We start from the raw sequence: 18269 nt of genomic DNA, 5'->3' as shown, positions 1-18269 counted from the left end.
ATTTTCAAAATTATTCAACATGAAACGAATATTTTTAGCAATAGCGGTAAGTGTGGTAATGGTTTCCTGTAGCAAGGATTTTCTGAACCAGTCTAACCCCAATGCGCTCAGTGTATCCGATTATTTTGCATCAGAAAATGATGTCCTTTTAGCAGTAAACGGTATATATCAATCCCTGAGAAGTTCTAACTGTATCGGTGAAAGCAGTGGCCTGTACCTGGAAGAGCGATCAGACAATACCGGTCGTAATGACTATTCCAACTCTGGTGAGCCATTCCAGTTTAATGATTTCTCAGTATTAGTCGGTAACTCTTATTTACTGTCTCACTGGGCAGCGTTATATGAAACTGTTTCCCGTGCGAATGTGGTATTATCCAATATTGATGGTGTAAGCTATTCCAGCAATGATACGAAGCTGGGTTATGCTGCAGAAGCTAAATTCCTGCGTGCATTGATGTACTTCCACCTGGTACGCCAGTGGGGTGCTGTGCCTTTGGTAACAAAGCAGTTGACTACTTCTGACGAGGTAACTGCTTATACCTATCGCGTAGCTGATACAGCTGTATATGCGCAGATCATTAGTGACCTGAAAGATGTATTGGAAAGTCCACTGCCCAACTTCCAGACCGGCGATAAAATTGGCCGCGCATCCAAGGCAGCTGCCAATGGTCTGCTGGGGCAGGTGTACCTGACAATGTCTCAGACTATTGAAGACGGTCAAAGCACAGCTCACTTACAGGATGCAAAAACATACCTCGAGGCTTGTTACAATATGCGCAACTTCGGTCAGCTGAGCGAAATCGCTTATTCAGATGTTTTTAACGTGGATAAAAAATCCAGTTGCCCTGAGCTGATCATGCAGATCGTGTATAAACAAGGTGATGCTACTTATTCCTCTTCTATAGCTGCAAATAACCAGGCCGCCGGTGAAACCATCAACTCACAAAAAGAAGCAACAGGTGTAGGTGGAAACGTTACAGGTGATTTGATCGATGATTATGAAACCGGTGATCCAAGAATGGATTTCTCTGTGAAATATGCGAATGCTTCCAATGTAAAAGATTACTTCATTACCAAGTTCCGCGATGCTTCTGATGCTGCCGGCGTGAATGGTTATGGTGGTAACGATTGGATCCTGATGCGCTATGCAGACATCATCCTGAATCTGGCTGAGGTAAACAATTTGCTGGGCGACCAGACGACTGCGATCTCTTTCCTGGATCAGGTGAGAACCAGGGCAGGTATGTCCGATTATGCTACTGCCTCAAAGGATGCTAACTATGCGGCTAAGTACCCAACTCTGAAACTGGCTATCCTGCACGAAAGAAGAATTGAACTGGCATTCGAAAACCACAGATGGTATGACCTGCTGAGAACATTCACCACTGACGAGCTGGTAAGTTACTTCCAGGCAAAGGATCCGGCAAGATATGGAATCGCAATTCCGCAACACTTTACCACTAAGGACAGGTATTATCCTATTCCTTCTGATGAGGTCAAGCTGAACCCAACAGGCATGTACCAAAATCCAGGCTACTAATATTTTACATTTTCCCCCTTATATTTGAGCATGGGGCCAGCTGTAATGGCTGGCCCCTTTTTTAATGATATATGTTATGTATAAACGCCTTTTATTTGTTGGCAGGTGGCAGACAGTGCTACGCACCCCGTCAGTAAATATCCTGATAGGATCATAGAATTACAGGATTTATTGGAAATGTATCCTGATTAAGATCACCCAATCGTTTTATGTCTGTTAAGTATAAACGATTTTTTATATTATAATATTTTTATACCTTCGCCCCCGTTGTTAAACCTTAACTCTTAAAATTTCTCTTAATGGGACAAGCGAACTTACCTAAATTCTTCAATCACCACGATTATTTCATTGACGAAAAAATCGGACTTTTTAAATTCTCTAATGCCTATAAAGTGTACGATGATCAGGGGCAGCAAATCGGTAATATTCAACAAACCGTACCTGTCTGGCACAAGCTCCTGCGTTTATTCCTGAGCAAAGCCGTATTCCCTTTCACCCTCGACATAAAAGAAATGGACAACACCATAGTCGCCACCATTCACCGTGGCTGGACTTTCTGGATGTCGAAAATCACGATACTCGATGGGAATGGTAATCAAATCGGTGGCATCAAACACAAGTTCAAACTTTTCAAACCTTTATTCCATATTACAGATCAATATGGTGCTGTGATTGCCGAGATCAAAGGGGACTGGAAAGCGTGGAATTTCACAATTGTGGATGCAAGTGGGAATGAATTGGGACAAATCACTAAAAAGTGGGCTGGTGTGATGAAAGAAGTGTTCACCACAGCTGATAAATACCGCGTGATCATTGGTAAAGAATGTCCTGAAGATCTGAAAAAGATCGCCATCGTAGCTGGTGCCATCACCATCGACATGGTGTTAAAGGAATCAAAATAATGTGGAGGCCGGGTAAAACCGGCCTTTTTTTCACCCCTCGTTGCCCCTCTCTTTCTACAAATTGTGTTAAAATAGTACCACAGCAACACACTCTGGCATTTTCTTTGAATTTAATGGTTGAACCTGTCCTCTAATTAGAGGCATCTTTATTGTGAAACCATTAATTAGATGTGAACCATGAGTAATGTTGTTAAATTCCCGTCTTTATGCATTGGCATTGGCTGCTCCGCCGGTGGTCTGGAACCCGTTTGTGAATTTTTTCAGCACTTCAGAGAAAAAACAGGCGCAGCTTTTGTAGTGATACCGCATTTATCAGCCGATTATCCAAGCCGTTTCAGCCACATTCTGCAGCGGTTTACAGAAATGCCGGTTCATCGTGTGACCGATACCGTAAAACTGCAACCAGATAATGTGTATGTATTGGTAGAAGGGATGATGATGATTGTGGAAGATCATATATTGCGGGTACGGAAACGCTATTCGCGCGAAATCATCAACAAGTCAATTGATCTCTTCTTCATATCAATGGCCAAATGCTATGCTGAAAACGCGGTCGGAATCATCCTGTCTGGTATGGGCACGGATGGTATTGAAGGTATTAAAGCGATAGAGGATAGGCATGGCCTCGTACTTGTGCAGGATCCGGAGACGACTGAATTCAATATCCTGCCCCTGACAGCCATCAATAGAGATGATCCGCATGTGGTACTGCCGCCACCGGAAATTGCTAAGTTCCTGCAGCGATACCTGAAAACTGATAAACGAATGATTTGATGCTATTTTTATATATCTTTATCGATTTATATAGACACAAGTCAAAAAAGTTTGTATGCCTGACATGCATCAAGATGCTGAGAGTAACCGGAGACGAATCGGTGCGGGGCCCAATGCTGCATTAAAAGGTATCCTATCTATCCTGTCAGAATTTTCAGGAGTAGATTTCTTGCAGTACAAGCTTTCCACCATTACAAGACGGTTACAACGCAGGATGTCATTAATGAACATTCCAGGTTTTGAAGAGTATCTAACATTAATAAAAGATAATGAGAACGAACAGAATGTAGTATTTGCTGAACTTTTAATTCATGTATCGTCGTTTTTTCGGGACCCCGGCAGTTTTGAATATCTCTTCAGAACTATCTTGCCACAGGTAACCCGGCAGGCAGTTGATGGGGACGACCAGGTACGTATCTGGGTGGCCGGTTGCGCCACTGGAGAAGAAGCCTATTCTATTGCCATCTGTCTCTATGAAATCATGGGGCACGACAACTTCACCGAAAAGGTAAAAATCTTTGCCACCGATCTCTCCGATGCTGTGATAGCCTCAGCCAGAAAAGCCCTTTATCCTAAAACACAGATGGGAGGCGTTTCTGATGCTAGGCTGGAAAAGTTTTTCAGAGAAGTAGAACAGGGATACGAAGTAGTTAGTTATATCCGCGACGTGTGTGTATTTGCATCTCACAATATGCTCACTGATCCACCATTTGCTAAACTGAATCTCATCAGTTGCCGCAATGTATTGATATACATGCAACCCGTACTACAAAAAAAAATGCTCAGCATTTTCAACTACGCGCTGAAAGATAAAGGGTTCCTCTGGCTGGGCAAATCTGAAACCAACCGCTCGCCCGACCTGTTTGAAATGCCTTCGAAAAAGACGAAGATCTATTTAAAAAAGAACGTAGATAAGTGGACGCTGAGAAGTGCGTTCCCCACTAATAAAAAAATCAAGCACATGACACCCAGCTTCGACCAGGAAAGAGATGAAAATGTAGATGCACAGAAGGCAGCTGATAGTATTATACTTTCCATGTTTGCTCCGTCGGCTGTATTACTCAACGAACAATTTGACATTATCGAATTCCGTGGTATAACCCTGCAGTTTTTCGAGCACGGGCCAGGTAAAGCCAGTCTGAATATCCTGAAACTAGCCCACAGAGATCTGGTACATAGTCTGCGCAGTGCCCTGAACCAGGCTCAAACAGGCAAAAGAAATGTAAAGAAAGAAGGGATCACCATCTCGGTTGTTTCCGGCCAATTCACCGTTGGCTTTGAGATCGTGCCTATCGTCAACCTGCACGAGACTTACTACCTGGTGATCTTTAATCATCAGTCTCCTGACCAATACGCCGCTGATACGAAGAGGACAGAACCTGTCACCGAAAGCACGGATGACAAGACACTGCGCGTATTGCAAATGGAAAAAGAAGTGCAACGCTACAAAGACGAACTGCGCGCTGTAGCCGAAGCATACGAGGCGACCAACGAAGAACTGCAATCTGCCAATGAAGAGCTGAAAAGTCTGAATGAGGAACTGGAAGTCTCGCAGGAAGAACTACAGGTGATCAACGATGAACTGAGTACCCGCAACAACGACCTGCTGGAACGAAATAATCAGTTGAATAACGCGCGGCTGTATGCAGAAGCCATCGTCAATACCGTACATGAATCACTCGTCATCCTGGATGCAAATATCCGCGTAGTAAGTGCCAACGCTTCTTTTTATCGCGTCTTCAAAATAGACAGAAAGGAAACCGAAGGCAAGATCTTCTACGAACTGGGTAATAAACAATGGAACAATTCCGACCTGCGTTCCCTACTCGAAAACCTGCATTCTTCCAGAACGCCGTTTATCAATTACGAACTCACTCACAAATTCAATACAATAGGAGAGCGTACCATGCTGCTGAATGGTCAGCTCATTACCTCCCAGGATCTCAGGGAAGACCTGATTCTGCTGGCTATCGAAGATATCTCCGAGGTCAGGGAAGCGCGTGAACGGATCGCCCGGAAGCAGGAACAGGTGCGTAACAACGAAGAGCGTTTACGCCTGGCCCTGGATGGTACAAAAACCGGTACCTGGGAATTCAACCCCGCTACCAGAGAAATATTATTATCCGACAGAAGCCGCGAATTACTCAATATCAGCAGTGATGCACCTGTAGAATATGATACCTTCATCAAAGCGATCCATCCATTGGACGTAGAAGGCGTACAAGGCTCTATACAGGCCGCACTGGCAGGCATTGACAATGGACAGATCAATATCGATTTCCGTATTACAGCCAGCGAAGACAGGATCAAATGGATCTCCTGCAAGGCGCAGGTATTCTTTGAAGAACGCATCGCCAGCCGCATTTTAGGTGTGGTGACAGATGTTACGGAATCCAAACAATACCAGCGTCATTTACAGGACGTGAACAACCGCCTGAACTTTGCCCTGGAAACGGGCAAATTAGGCTCATGGGAGCTCAATGTTGAAACAGGCATCCTGGAGTGCAATGAACTATGTAAAGCAAATTATGGCCTGTCTGCAAACGCTGTAGTGACCATAGACAAACTCCTGCAGGCCATTCATGCCGAAGACCGGAACCGTGTCATGAAGGCTCTGGATATTGCACTGGCAACCCAAACACCGTTTTCAGAAGAATACAGGATCAAAGGCCATGACCCTGTAATACGCTGGGTCATGGCCCGGGGACAATCTGTACTCGACGAACAAACTGGTGTGAGACACATGATCGGTATCACCCAGGATATCACGGAACGCAAGCAGGCTCAATTACACCTGCAACAAAGCGAAGCCTACTTCAGGATGATTGCCGATACCGCACCTGCCATGATCTGGATCGCGGAAAAAGATGGCTCCTTCTCCTTCTTCAACAAGGCGTGGCAAAAATACACAGGTCGCTCCATGGACCAGGATAAGGACAAAGGCTGGTACGACATTATGCATCCGGATGATATCGATAAATGGAAGATCAACTTTAGCCGTTCCTCCCGCGACAGACGAAATTTCTATGCTGAGTTCCGTTTGAAAAGACAGGATGGCAGCTATCATTGGTTATCCTGCTCCGGTATTCCCCGCTTTATAGCGCAGGATGAATTCGTAGGATTTATTGGCGCCTGTGTAGACATCGACGATCAGAAAATGGTGGAAGATGCGCTGGAAAGAAAAGTGCGCGAGCGTACCATCGCCCTGGAAGAGGCCAATGCAAACCTCTCCAAACGAAACCACGAACTTGAACAATTTGTATTCATCACCAGTCATGACCTGCAGGAACCGCTGAGAAAGATCCGCCTCTTTGCAGACATGCTCGAAAGTGTAAAGCCTGACAACAATAAAATTGATACCAGGTTGTACCTGGGCAAGGTCAAACAATCTGCCATCCGCATGTCGGACCTGATCCGTGACCTGATTGCATATTCCCGCCTGGAACTGGGCGAAAATGCCTTCCTGCCTGTGGACCTAAACCTGATCGTAGCCAATGTGACGGAAGATTTTGAACTCCTGATCAGGGAAAAACAGGCACAAATGGAAATCAGCGAACTACCCGTACTGGATGCCGTGCCATTGCAAATGAACCAGTTGTTCTACAACCTGATCGGCAATGCCCTGAAATTCTCGAATCCAAACGATTCCTGCCGCATCACCATCAGTGCCAAAAAGCTGACGGCCACGGACATGAACGATTACCCACACCTGAGTAAAAATACCTCCTGGTACCGGATCGTGGTGGCAGATAATGGCATCGGATTTAACCAGTCTTATGCCGATAAATTGTTTGTGATCTTCCAGCGGCTGAACCAGAAGGAAAAATTCGAGGGTACCGGTATCGGACTGGCATTATGCCGCAAGATCATGGAAATCCATAACGGTGATATTCAAGCATTTGGGGTAGAACAACAGGGCGCTGCCTTTCACATCATTATACCAGAAATACAACAATAAGCGCTTTTGTCTGCGGGTAAACGCGTATAATAAAAAGATAACATATCCACATTCGTCGATTTTATCCCCACAAATACAATAAATCCCCGTCGGAGTACGTAAAATATAGGAGGGGTTCAAATATTATTAACAAACCCTTGGTAATCATTATATATTATTATTGTAAAATTTAATATAATTTTGCGTAAATTTCGTCCTGATTACAAAATTTGACACTGGTTGGGCAATAGTGATCGAAAATGACTATGAGCCAGACCTACCCATATAGCTATGAGGCCTATCCTATGTCTATTTTTTATTATCGCGCAGTTGATCGTCAGGGGACAATCACAATCGTCGCCTCCGGCTGCATCACCACCACCGGCAGCAACGCCTGTCGCAACGGCATCTCCTACTGGAGGTGGACCGGGCAACACGCCTCCGCCACCAGCTACTCCTGCGCCAGTAGTAAGAAAAGGAAACTTTGAAACTGAATTTAAAATGAAATCAGGGAGCTACCTTGGTTTCGGACAAGTAAATCTGGGGCTGGGGGAAGTGGCAGTCAGAGTGACTGTTTTTTGTGAAAACAAACAATCAAAAGGCTCCAGACTCGAATTTAGAATAAACAGCCCTAAAGGAAAGAAAAGTCGTCGTATAGGTACCCTGAAGATCCCATATACCGGAGACACAACATATGCGCTCAAAATGACGGGCAATTCCAAATACTCATTTGGTGTACATGACCTCTACCTCGTAGCGAGGGGAAGCCAGTTCAGTATTACTGCTATTTCATTCGAGACGGATTATTAACCCGTATTGTCAAAGAAATTATTCTTCCTTGATTATTTTTTCTATTTTAGGATTGTGTTTAACAACCCGGACTTTTCATTTGTGTAATTGTAGCGAAAACCTGATTCATCAGCCAGATCCATGGCACCTTATTTTCATCATTCATTAAAAACAAAACCACGTTGTGATGATCATCCGAAATAAAAGCGTTTAACCAAACGGTAATTTTCGTTTATTAAACTCGTTGAAAACCAAAATCTTCAGTAACACCCGTTACTGCGGTCTTCGTATTCTGTAACTATCAAATCTCGCGTATGAAAAATTTGCTCCTCTTCCGGGGCTGGCTTTGCTATGCCCTGAGCCTGCTTTTTTATTGTAGCGTTATACAGGCACAAGATCTCCCTCTCAAAGGGCGTGTCGTAGACAAAACAAATGCGCCTGTCATCGGCGCCACCATCAAAGTAGATGGCACCTCAAAAGGTACTACCACAACCCCCGAAGGCACTTTTACCCTGCCCGTAGCCAAAGGGTCGAAAATCACTGTCAGCGCTATCGGCTATCTGCCGCAGACACTCACCGTTAATGGAGCAGTTATCGATGTCTCCCTCGAAGCTGATACCAAAGGCCTGAGTGAAGTCGTCGTAGTAGGTTACGGCGCCCAGAAAAAAGAAGCCGTTTCCGGCGCTATCACCAGTGTAAAAGGTGCGGACCTCATCAAGTCGCCCGCTACGAATTTATCCAATTCCATTTCCGGTCGTATGCCGGGTGTCACTGCTATGCAAAACAGCGGTGAACCAGGGTATGATGGTTCCACACTACGCATTCGTGGTTCCAACACCCTGGGGAATAATGATCCCCTCGTCGTGATCGATGGTGTGGCCAACCGCGTGGGTGGATTGGAAAGAATTAACCCCGTGGATATCGAAAGTATCTCCGTTTTAAAAGATGCCTCGGCTGCCATTTATGGCGCCCGCGCTGCAAATGGTGTTATCCTTGTTACGACCAAAAGAGGGAAATCCGGTAAGCCCCAGCTGGCCTATTCATTCAACCAGGGATGGTCTCAACCTACTCACATTCCCGATATGTCCAATGCCCCTGAGTATGCACAGTTGCGTGATGAGCTCAGTCTGTACAGGGATGTACCGGCTACAGAATGGAACAATGCATGGAGTGTATACCAACAGCATGGCACTTACACTTCTCCTTCTACCAACAAGACCTGGGATGTAGCCTTTGGTCTGGATGAAATCCAGAAATACAAAGATGGATCTGACCCCTGGTTATACCCCAATACCAACTGGTATAAGTCTACTTTCAAAACCTGGTCTCCACAATCCAATCATAGCCTGCAAATGTCTGGTGGTTCTGAAAATGTAAAGTACCTCACCTCGTTTGGGTACCAGTCACAGGACGCTTATTACAAACACTCTGCTACCGGTTATAATCAGTACAGCCTCCGCGTAAATCTCGATGCAAAGGTCAATAAGTACATGAACGTAGCTGTAGACCTGATGGGCAGAGAAGAAAACCGTCATTTTCCTACACGTAGCGCCAGCGACATTTTTCGGATGCTCATGCGTGGAAAGCCTACAGAGCCGGCATTCTGGCCAAATGGTCTGCCCGGACCTGATATTGAATATGGTAACAATCCTGTTGTAATCACCACCGACCAAACCGGTTATGACAAAGATCGTCGTTACTATGTACAGAGCAATGCACGACTCGACATCATCATTCCATGGGTAGAAGGATTGAAGCTGAGCGGTAACATCGCTTACGATAAATACCTGAAGCGTACCAAAGACTGGATGACGCCCTGGTACCTATATACCTGGGATAAGAAAACTTATGAAGACGATGGTAAAACACCCTTGCTGATCAAAAGCAAAAGAGGGACAGATCAGGCCAGCCTTTCACAAGGTGCTGAGGACCAGACGAATCTGTTGCTAAGAGGCTTGCTCACTTATGATCATACTTTTAATAAAGATCATACTGTAAACATGGTATTTGGTATAGAAAAAGAAACTGTCAACTTCGACGATTTCGGTGCTTCCCGCAAATACTTTCTTTCCAGTTTGATTGACCAGCTTAGTGCAGGTGGTGATGCAGAAAAAGATAACTATGGAGGTGCATGGGATCGCGCGCGCTTAAATTATTTTGGTCGTGCGGCATACAATTACAAAGAGAAATACCTCGCTGAATTTGTATGGAGATATGATGGTTCGTACATGTTCCCTGCCTCTTCCCGTTTCGGTTTCTTCCCAGGTATCATGGCAGGGTGGCGTATTTCAGAAGAGAACTTCTGGAAGAACAATGTGAAAATCATCAACTACCTCAAGCTCCGTGCATCGTGGGGTAAACTGGGTAATGACCAGATCTATTTTGATGATGATGGAGATGGTACGCTTACGCTGCAGGAATATCAATACTACGCTACTTATGGTTTCAATAGTTATATTCTTGGTGGCAATGTGGTGAAATCACTCTATGAAGCACGTATGCCTAACCCCTTCATAACCTGGGAAGTAGCGAATAATTACAACGTTGGTTTAGATGGTGCATTATTGAACAGCAGACTTTACTTTGAATTAGATGCATTCATGAATAAACGTACCGGTATCCTCGTTAGAAGGAATGCTTCTGTGCCACAAACCACTGGTATGACACTACCTGCAGAGAACATTGGTAAGGTCGATAACAAAGGCTTTGAATTCCGCATTGGTTATACCGACAAGATCGGTCCTGATTTCAGGTACGATATCAGCGTAAACGGTGGTTATTCTAAAAACAAGATCATTTTCTGGGATGAAGCACCCGGCGCACCCAGCTGGCAAAGGTCTACAGGCCGTCCTATGAACACGGCGCTCTACTATGAATATGATGGCGTATTCAAAGATTTTGATGATATAAACAAAAATACAATCGATTACAGCGCCCTGACCAATAACCTCAAGCCGGGCGATATGAAGTTTAAAGATATAGATGGGAATGGTAAAATTGATGGCGATGACAAGGTAAGGAATGATAAGAGTACTCAGCCAACATTTACAGGTGGTGTCAACATCAGTTTACAATACAAGGGCTTTGATATGGCCGTATTGATACAAGGCGCTACCGGTGGTGGGCTGGCCATCAACACAGAATCCGGTGAGATCGGCAACTTCACAAAAGATTATTACGATCATCGCTGGAGTCCTGATCATCCCAGTTCTGTAGATCCTCGTGTCAATGACAGAAATGATACCTATTGGGCTACTGGTAATACGTACTGGTTCAGAAAAACAAATTATATCAGATTGAAAAACCTTGAAATCGGTTACAGTTTATCTGACTTAATAAAGAAGCGTTCAGGCATAAATGGACTGCGCATTTATGCGAATTGTCTGAACCTTTTTACGCTGGATAAATTAGGTATCCTGGATCCTGAATCCGTGAATGGAAATGGCCAGTATTATCCACAGGCCAGAGTGATCAATGCCGGTTTTACATTAACGCTTTAATACAATCATTGTATGAAATATATATGCTTATTATTGTTGCTGACAACAGCAGCCTGTAATACAGACTTCCTGAATACCAGGCCTTTGGGAGAGGCTACTTCAGATGATGTATGGACTGATCCTGCGCTGGCCGAAGCGTATGTCAATGATATTTATAATGGTCTGGGAAATGGTGGTTTCCCTGAAACGATGTTGTCTTCTGCAACAGATGAAACCATGTTTACGCATAACTATGGTATGAAAAATATGGTCGAGTCTACCATTAGCCCCACTGATGCAGAATATGTAAATAGCCGTGGTGCATTCCAGTGGGGAACGATGTATCTGCGTATACGTGCGTGCAATAATTTCTTTGCGAATATATCGAAGGTGACCTTTGATAAACAATTGCAGGCAGCGCGTTTGAGAGGAGAAGTGTTCTTTCTGCGTGCATGGTTTTATCAGCAGCTGGTGCGGAGTTTTGGAGGTGTGCCTTTGGTAGATCAGGTGTATAGTTTAGCTGATGCAGATTATAGTATAGCAAGAAATACATTTGAAGAATGTGTGGATCACATCGTGAAAGATTGTGACTCCGCTGCATATTATCTGCATGGTACAGAATCGGTATCGGTAAAAGGTCGTGCCACGGAAGGTGCGGCGCTGGCTCTCAAATCCCGTATCTTATTATATGCAGCGAGTGATCTGCATGATATACCAACAGCGAAAAGTAAATCGGCTACCATTGCAGCTGCTGCACAACCTGAGTTATTAGGTTATACATCCGGTGATCGTAACAGTCGCTGGCAGAAAGCGCTCGATGCGGCAAAGGCGGTAATGGATCTCGGTACATATTCCTTAGCTTCTCCTGATCCGGCTTCTGCTGAGGAAGCCACTACTAACTATCAGGCGATGTTCCTGAAGGATAATACAGAAAGTATCTTCTCCCGTTATTTTGTAAATGCCAAGTCTGAAGCAGGTGGGCAGATTGGGTTGTACAATGGATTAAATGGGTATCATAACTGGTCGGGAAATACACCTACACAGTTATTGATTGATGATTACGAAATGAGTGATGGTAGCTCTTTTGATTGGAATAATGCGACACAAAAGGCAAACCCATACCAGAATCGTGATCCCCGCTTTTATGCGACGATTTTGTATGATGGTGCTAACTGGCGCCAGCGCCCTACAGATGTGGCGGATATGGATCCGGCCAATCAGGTGCAGGCAGGTAGCTATGAAGTATGGGATGGATCGAAGGCCATTTCCAATCCAGGCCTGGATACCCGCCAGGGGCCTATAGAAGACTGGAATGGTAGTTTCACAGGCTATTATTTTAAGAAATTCATCGACCCTGCTGTAGATGCACAATATTTCAGACAGGAAGTGCCCTGGCCATTTTTCAGGTATACTGAGATCATTCTCAACTATGCAGAAGCACTGATGGAATTAGGACAGGAAGGAGAGGCGCGTACTTACCTGAACATGATCCGGAAAAGGGCGGCCATGCCTGATATCACCTCTTCTGGTGCGGTGCTGAAAGCAGATTACCAGCATGAACGTGAAATAGAAATGGTGTTTGAAGAACAACGTTTTTTTGATGTAAGACGTTGGATGATTGCACCAGCTACCATTGGTCGTGCGCTGAGAGGGATCAATGTACAGGGAAAACTTAAGGCGGGGAGCCAGGTGACCTTGTATAAGTATGATCCGGCTAATTATGATTATACCTATACCCCTGTTACACTGGTCAATGAGAACAGGTTGTGGCTGGATAAGATGTATTTTATGCCAATTCAAAGGGATGAGATCAATAGAAATAACAAATTAGTACAGAATCCGGGTTTTTAATGGCCAATTAACCTCATAAATAACCACTCATTTAAAAAATAGCTACCCTCGCTCCGCAAGAGCGAGGGTATTTTGTAATTTCATCCTGGCTTTAAAAAAACTCAAAACCACGCAACCCAAATGAACAAAGCATTCACTCTGGCTACTGTAGCACTTACCAGCCTCCTCACCAGCTTCGGCCCCGGTGTACCTGGTACTACCGTAACCCCTGATGCAGACAATGCAGGTCTGAAACTCCCTTCCGGTTTCGGCGCCCTGGTAGCAACTGAAGGCCTCGGCCATGCACGCCACCTGACCGTCACCCCAGAAGGCGACCTCTATGTAAAAGTAGAAGGCACCCGCAATAAAGGAAATACTATCTGGTATCTGCAGGACACCAACGGCGATGGTAAAATTGACAATAAGACCAGCTTCTTCAAATACGACGGCACTGGTATCGAAGTGAAAGGCAACTACTTATATGCCTCTTCCAACACCGACGTGTACCGCTTTAAACTTAATAACAAACACCAGGTGATGGATACCTCCAAAGCTGAAGTCATCGTCACTGGCCTCATCAACCGTCACCAGCACGAAGCAAAAGCATTCAAGCTCGACAACGATGGCAACCTGTACGTGAACATCGGTGCTTACTCCAATTCCTGCCAGACAAAAGACCGTACCAAGGGGTCCCTCGGTATGCAACCTTGTCCGGTCCTGGATTCTGCCGGGGGCATCTGGCAGTTCAAAGCTGACAAACTTAACCAGACCTACGGCGATGGCGTTCGCTATGCCACCGGTCTGCGCAACGTGGTGGGGCTTGACTGGAACACGCAGCTGAACCAGCTGTTTGTGATGCAGCATGGCCGTGACCAGCTGCATGACCTTTTCCCTGACATATACGACGAAAAGCAATCTGCCGAACTGCCTGCTGAGTGCATGTACGCCCTGCACAAAGGTTCTGACTGTGGTTGGCCATATATCTACTACGACCAGTTCCAGCACAAGAAGATCCTCGCCCCTGAATACGGTGGCGATGGCAAAAAGACAGGTGGAGATCACATTCAGGATCCCGCTGCAGCTTATCCGGGTCATATGGCACCGAATGATATGCTGTTCTACACAGGCAACATGTTCCCTGAAAAGTATCGCAACGGTGCCTTCATCGCCTTCCATGGATCCTGGAACCGTGCTCCTGAACCTCAGAAAGGTTATTTCGTAGTATTCCAGCCATTCAAAGATGGCAAACCTGCCGGCGACTGGGAAGTCTTTGCTGAAGGATTTGCAGGTCCTGGTGAAATCAAATCACCAGGCCAGGCGCAACACCGTCCATGCGGACTTGCACAAGGCCCTGATGGCTCCCTGTATGTATCTGACGATGTGAAAGGAACCGTGTACCGGATTATATATAAAAAGTAGTATGATAAGATGGATAATGGCAGCGATGCTGCTAATGAGTGTTGCAGGTGTTGGTATGGCACAGACTAAAAGCAAAACTGCTGGTAAAGCTAATGGTAATACTGCTGGCAGCGCCGCTTCAATAGCCCGCGGAAAAGTACTGTACCAGAATATATGTTTAGCCTGTCACCAGGCAGACGGCAGCGGGGTACCCCGCATGAACCCACCCCTGATCAGGACAAGCTTCGTACTGGGCGATAAAACAAAATTGATCACCATCGTCCTGAAAGGGCTGAATGACGATGTGGAAATTGAAGGGGAGTATTACTCCAATCCTATGCCCCCACAGGCGCAGCTCAAGGACGAGGAAATCGCCGACGTGCTCACCTTTGTAAGAAACAGTTTCGGGAATAAAGCCAGCGCCATAAAACCCGCAGAGGTCAAAGCCGTTAGGGCAAAAATTAAATAATTAGAAAGGCCAGCTGAAAATGCCGGCCTTTTTTAATTATTCCCTCGCCCTTCATTTTCAACATATTTGCACATTATAAAACTGATTTATATTTTTGTACAAATTCAATGGGACATGTCATCGAATCTTGAAGTGGTACAGGAAATCAGTGAGTTTAACAGATACTATACCAGTTTGTCGGAAACCTTGAACCGACACGTATCCGAAAACAACCTTACCTTGACGGCCTTAAGGGTACTCCACACCTTAACAGCTGAAGACCAGTGCACCGCTGGTAAACTTGTGGATAATCTTGGAATTGACGGCGGCTACCTAAGCCGTATGCTCAAAGCTTTTGAAAGCGAGCAACTACTTTCCAGAAAGAAATCTGCGTTGGATGGCCGTACCTGGTACCTGCAGATTACTGCCAAAGGACGGAAGCTGCTGGAGATGATGCAGGAAACGGCGGGTGAACAGATCCGTCAGTTGCTGGACCCAATTCCTGACGAGCAACAGTTAGCGCTGGCTGCCGCCATGAAGACCATCCGCCACATCCTGTCCGAAGAAAACCGGATCACCGCTAACGATATTACATGGAGATACCAGCTGCTCCCCGGAGACCCTGGTTACCTGATGTATATGCACGGCACCTTGTATGCCAAAGAACTGGGGTATAACCTGGAATTCGATACCAGCGTATGTAAGAACTTCGCCGAGTTCCTGGAAGCGTACAATCCTTCCAAGGATCAGGTATACCTCGCACTGCATGGCAACCAGATCGTGGCGTCAATCGCTGTCGTTTGGCATTCCCGCTATGCCGCACAGCTCAAATGGTTCCTGGTACATCCTGATTTCAGAGGGATGGGGCTGGGCCGCAAGTTACTGGCAGATGCCATTATTAACTGCCGGGAGAAGGGGTATCACAAAATTTACCTGTTTTCAACCAATCTGGCCGAAACGGCTAATAATATGTTTAGAAAAGCAGGCTTCCGCAAGACAGGCGAAAAACCGGTTGGCTTGTACGGAAAGCATATGAACGAAGAGCGTTACGACATGGATCTCGTCTAAAATAAACAAGGATGAAGGCGGCCGCAGGCCAAATTGCTCCTTTTGCAAAAAAAAATAGCTTATGCCGCTAGGCATAAGCTATTTTTTTTACTACCTTAACAATCCACGTTACTGGTTTTTATATCTCTCAAAATAAACCCACGAAAATGAAACCCATTTTTACACTCAGTGTCCTGCTGTTATTTATACAGCTGTGCACCTTCGGCCAGCTTGCTACCTATGGTCCTGTAGCAGAAACTTTACAGGCAAGTATGTACAACACCTTTGGCGTTCCCACGAATAATTATTGGTGGTGTGCGCATGGTGTAGACGCCCTCAACGACGGTTATTTACGTACCCGCTCCGACACTTACAAGACCCGTATGAAGAGCCTCCTGCTGGGTACCAAATCATTTAACGGCAACACCTATATCAATACATTCTATGATGATATGGAGTGGATGGGATTAGCCGCATTGAATGCGTACAAATCTACTGCCGATGCTGACTATTACAGCGTAGCTTCCCTGCTCTGGACGGACATCAACACGGGGTATTCCAATGGTGCGCTCGACTGGAACAAGAATTGTTCCGGGTGCAAAAACACCTGTGCCAATACTCCTGCGGTGATCCTGGGTGCACGCATCTATCGCTACACCGGCAATGCAGCTGACCTGCAAAGGGCAAAGGATATCTACTCCTTTGTAAAAACAAACCTCGTAGATGCCACCACCGGTGCGGTGTGGGACAACATCAACCTGAACACTGGTGTGACGCAGAAGGACTGGGTCTTCTCTTACAATGTAGGTACGTACATCGGTGCCGCCTGGGAGTTGTACAAGGCGACGAATGACGTCACTTACCTGAATGATGCGATCAAGACGGCTGAATATGCTTACAATAGCCGTCGTCCCAACGGGATGTTTTTTGCAGATGAAACAGGGGGCGGAGATGGAGGTTTGTTCAAAGGTATCTTTATTCGCTATCTCTCTATCTTAGCCAGGGAAGGGGTTTTGACAGATGCGGTAAGAGCAAAGTACAATGCCGCTATTCAGTACAATGCAGAAGTACTCCGTACGCAGGGGATCAATACTTCTAACAACCTGGTCAGCCCTAACTGGTCAGTGCCCCCTTCATCCTCCACAGATTATTCCACACAACTGAGTGGGGTAATGCTGGAAGAAGCAGCGGCCAATTTAGATCAGGCATTTTTCTATAAAGATATCACTTATGGCGGTTATGCATGGCCTTTACCGTTAGGAGCATACAATACGGCTGCGTTAGTGGCAAAAGGTATCAAGGATAATGATATCACCAGTTATGCCATCCCTGCCGGGTACCAGGTAACGCTGTATAAGAATGATAATTTCTCAGGAGAAAATTTCACGATTACAGGATTGAGTACATGGATCGGAAATGCATGGAATGATAGTGCTTCATCTTTGATTGTCCACCCCGTTGGCGTAGCTACTTTCTATAAGGATTGTAATTATACAGGTGCGTTTGTGAGTTTGACAGCGGGTACATATACCTTGTCTCAGTTGCAGGCAAGAGGTATTCTGAATGATGATGTATCTTCTTTGAAAGTGACGGGCGGGTATCAGGTAACACTATATCTGAATGATAACTTCAGCGGAAGAACAATCGTAAAGACGGCGGATGATGCCTGTCTGGTAGATGATAATTTTAATGATTCAACATCATCTATTAAGATTAGTGCAACGGCTGCGGTTATTGCATCATCAGCAGTAACGTCTTCTGCTTCACATACAGCGAACGATCCGTCATTTACCATTTATCCCAACCCGGTAAAAGACGTGTTGACAGTAAAAGCCGGATTTGATTTCTCTAAAGAAATTGTGCGTGTAGTAGATATTTCCGGGAGAGTTGTATTAACTACCTATACCTCCACAGGTAAGATAGATGTATCCCGTTTACCATCCGGCGTATATACACTCGTGTTACTACATGGTAATCAACAATATGTACGTAAATTCATAAAATAAGCCAGCCAGAGGGCGTTCTCACCCTAGGCCGGCCGCAGGCCCCCAGGCCCGGAAAATCCCCTGTGATTGTATAGCAATCATAGGGGATTTTCTCATAATTTATTATACCTTTGCATATT

General features: G+C 45.4%; 11 protein-coding genes. All 11 read left to right on the top strand.

Annotation, left to right across the window (positions count from 1 at the left end; genetic code table 11):
* Positions 1–19: 19 nt before the first annotated feature.
* Entirely contained in the window at positions 20–1540 is a 1521-nt protein-coding gene (locus BW716_RS26995; protein WP_083728855.1) for a RagB/SusD family nutrient uptake outer membrane protein, read from the top strand.
* A gap of 299 nt (positions 1541–1839) precedes the next feature.
* A complete protein-coding gene (locus BW716_RS26990; protein WP_083728853.1) occupies positions 1840–2442 on the top strand; it encodes an LURP-one-related/scramblase family protein in 603 nt (200 codons plus the stop codon).
* A gap of 177 nt (positions 2443–2619) precedes the next feature.
* Positions 2620–3216: a chemotaxis protein CheB gene (locus BW716_RS26985; RefSeq protein ID WP_083728851.1), complete on the top strand. Its 597-nt coding sequence runs from the start codon at positions 2620–2622 to the stop codon at positions 3214–3216.
* A 55-nt stretch (positions 3217–3271) separates the two neighbouring features.
* Positions 3272–7174, top strand: coding sequence for a CheR family methyltransferase (locus BW716_RS26980; protein WP_083728849.1), 3903 nt, complete (start codon positions 3272–3274; stop codon positions 7172–7174).
* A 270-nt stretch (positions 7175–7444) separates the two neighbouring features.
* Positions 7445–7963 (top strand): carbohydrate-binding protein, encoded by a 519-nt coding sequence (locus BW716_RS26975; RefSeq protein WP_083728847.1) that lies wholly within the window; start codon positions 7445–7447, stop codon positions 7961–7963.
* Positions 7964–8256: 293 nt separating this feature from the next.
* Positions 8257–11442 (top strand): TonB-dependent receptor, encoded by a 3186-nt coding sequence (locus tag BW716_RS26970; RefSeq protein WP_083728845.1) that lies wholly within the window; start codon positions 8257–8259, stop codon positions 11440–11442.
* Between the two features lie 12 nt (positions 11443–11454).
* Positions 11455–13272 carry a RagB/SusD family nutrient uptake outer membrane protein gene (locus BW716_RS26965; RefSeq protein ID WP_083728843.1) on the top strand — a complete coding sequence of 606 codons (1818 nt, stop codon included), beginning with the start codon at positions 11455–11457 and terminating at the stop codon, positions 13270–13272.
* Between the two features lie 120 nt (positions 13273–13392).
* Positions 13393–14670 carry a sorbosone dehydrogenase family protein gene (locus BW716_RS26960; RefSeq protein WP_083728841.1) on the top strand — a complete coding sequence of 426 codons (1278 nt, stop codon included), beginning with the start codon at positions 13393–13395 and terminating at the stop codon, positions 14668–14670.
* Between the two features lies 1 nt (position 14671).
* Positions 14672–15118: a cytochrome c gene (locus BW716_RS26955; protein WP_083728839.1), complete on the top strand. Its 447-nt coding sequence runs from the start codon at positions 14672–14674 to the stop codon at positions 15116–15118.
* A gap of 114 nt (positions 15119–15232) precedes the next feature.
* Positions 15233–16165 carry a bifunctional helix-turn-helix transcriptional regulator/GNAT family N-acetyltransferase gene (locus BW716_RS26950; protein WP_083728837.1) on the top strand — a complete coding sequence of 311 codons (933 nt, stop codon included), beginning with the start codon at positions 15233–15235 and terminating at the stop codon, positions 16163–16165.
* 146 nt (positions 16166–16311) lie between these two features.
* Positions 16312–18150, top strand: a complete 1839-nt coding sequence (locus BW716_RS26945) for a glycoside hydrolase family 76 protein (protein WP_083728835.1) — start codon at positions 16312–16314, stop codon at positions 18148–18150.
* The last annotated feature ends 119 nt before the right edge of the window (positions 18151–18269 follow it).

Source organism: [Flexibacter] sp. ATCC 35208, assembly GCF_001975825.1.
GTDB lineage: Bacteria > Bacteroidota > Bacteroidia > Chitinophagales > Chitinophagaceae > Chitinophaga.
Note: the sequence above shows the minus strand (reverse complement) of the source record. Positions and strands in the feature narration are given on the sequence as shown.

Excerpts from the sequence above, each read along its gene's own strand:
- BW716_RS26995 (WP_083728855.1), top strand. The coding sequence starts at position 20 with ATGAAACGAATATTTTTAGCAATAGCGGTAAGTGTGGTAATGGTTTCC.
- BW716_RS26990 (WP_083728853.1), top strand. The coding sequence starts at position 1,840 with ATGGGACAAGCGAACTTACCTAAATTCTTCAATCACCACGATTATTTC.
- BW716_RS26985 (WP_083728851.1), top strand. The coding sequence starts at position 2,620 with ATGAGTAATGTTGTTAAATTCCCGTCTTTATGCATTGGCATTGGCTGC.
- BW716_RS26980 (WP_083728849.1), top strand. The coding sequence starts at position 3,272 with ATGCCTGACATGCATCAAGATGCTGAGAGTAACCGGAGACGAATCGGT.
- BW716_RS26975 (WP_083728847.1), top strand. The coding sequence starts at position 7,445 with ATGAGGCCTATCCTATGTCTATTTTTTATTATCGCGCAGTTGATCGTC.
- BW716_RS26970 (WP_083728845.1), top strand. The coding sequence starts at position 8,257 with ATGAAAAATTTGCTCCTCTTCCGGGGCTGGCTTTGCTATGCCCTGAGC.
- BW716_RS26965 (WP_083728843.1), top strand. The coding sequence starts at position 11,455 with ATGAAATATATATGCTTATTATTGTTGCTGACAACAGCAGCCTGTAAT.
- BW716_RS26960 (WP_083728841.1), top strand. The coding sequence starts at position 13,393 with ATGAACAAAGCATTCACTCTGGCTACTGTAGCACTTACCAGCCTCCTC.
- BW716_RS26955 (WP_083728839.1), top strand. The coding sequence starts at position 14,672 with ATGATAAGATGGATAATGGCAGCGATGCTGCTAATGAGTGTTGCAGGT.
- BW716_RS26950 (WP_083728837.1), top strand. The coding sequence starts at position 15,233 with ATGTCATCGAATCTTGAAGTGGTACAGGAAATCAGTGAGTTTAACAGA.
- BW716_RS26945 (WP_083728835.1), top strand. The coding sequence starts at position 16,312 with ATGAAACCCATTTTTACACTCAGTGTCCTGCTGTTATTTATACAGCTG.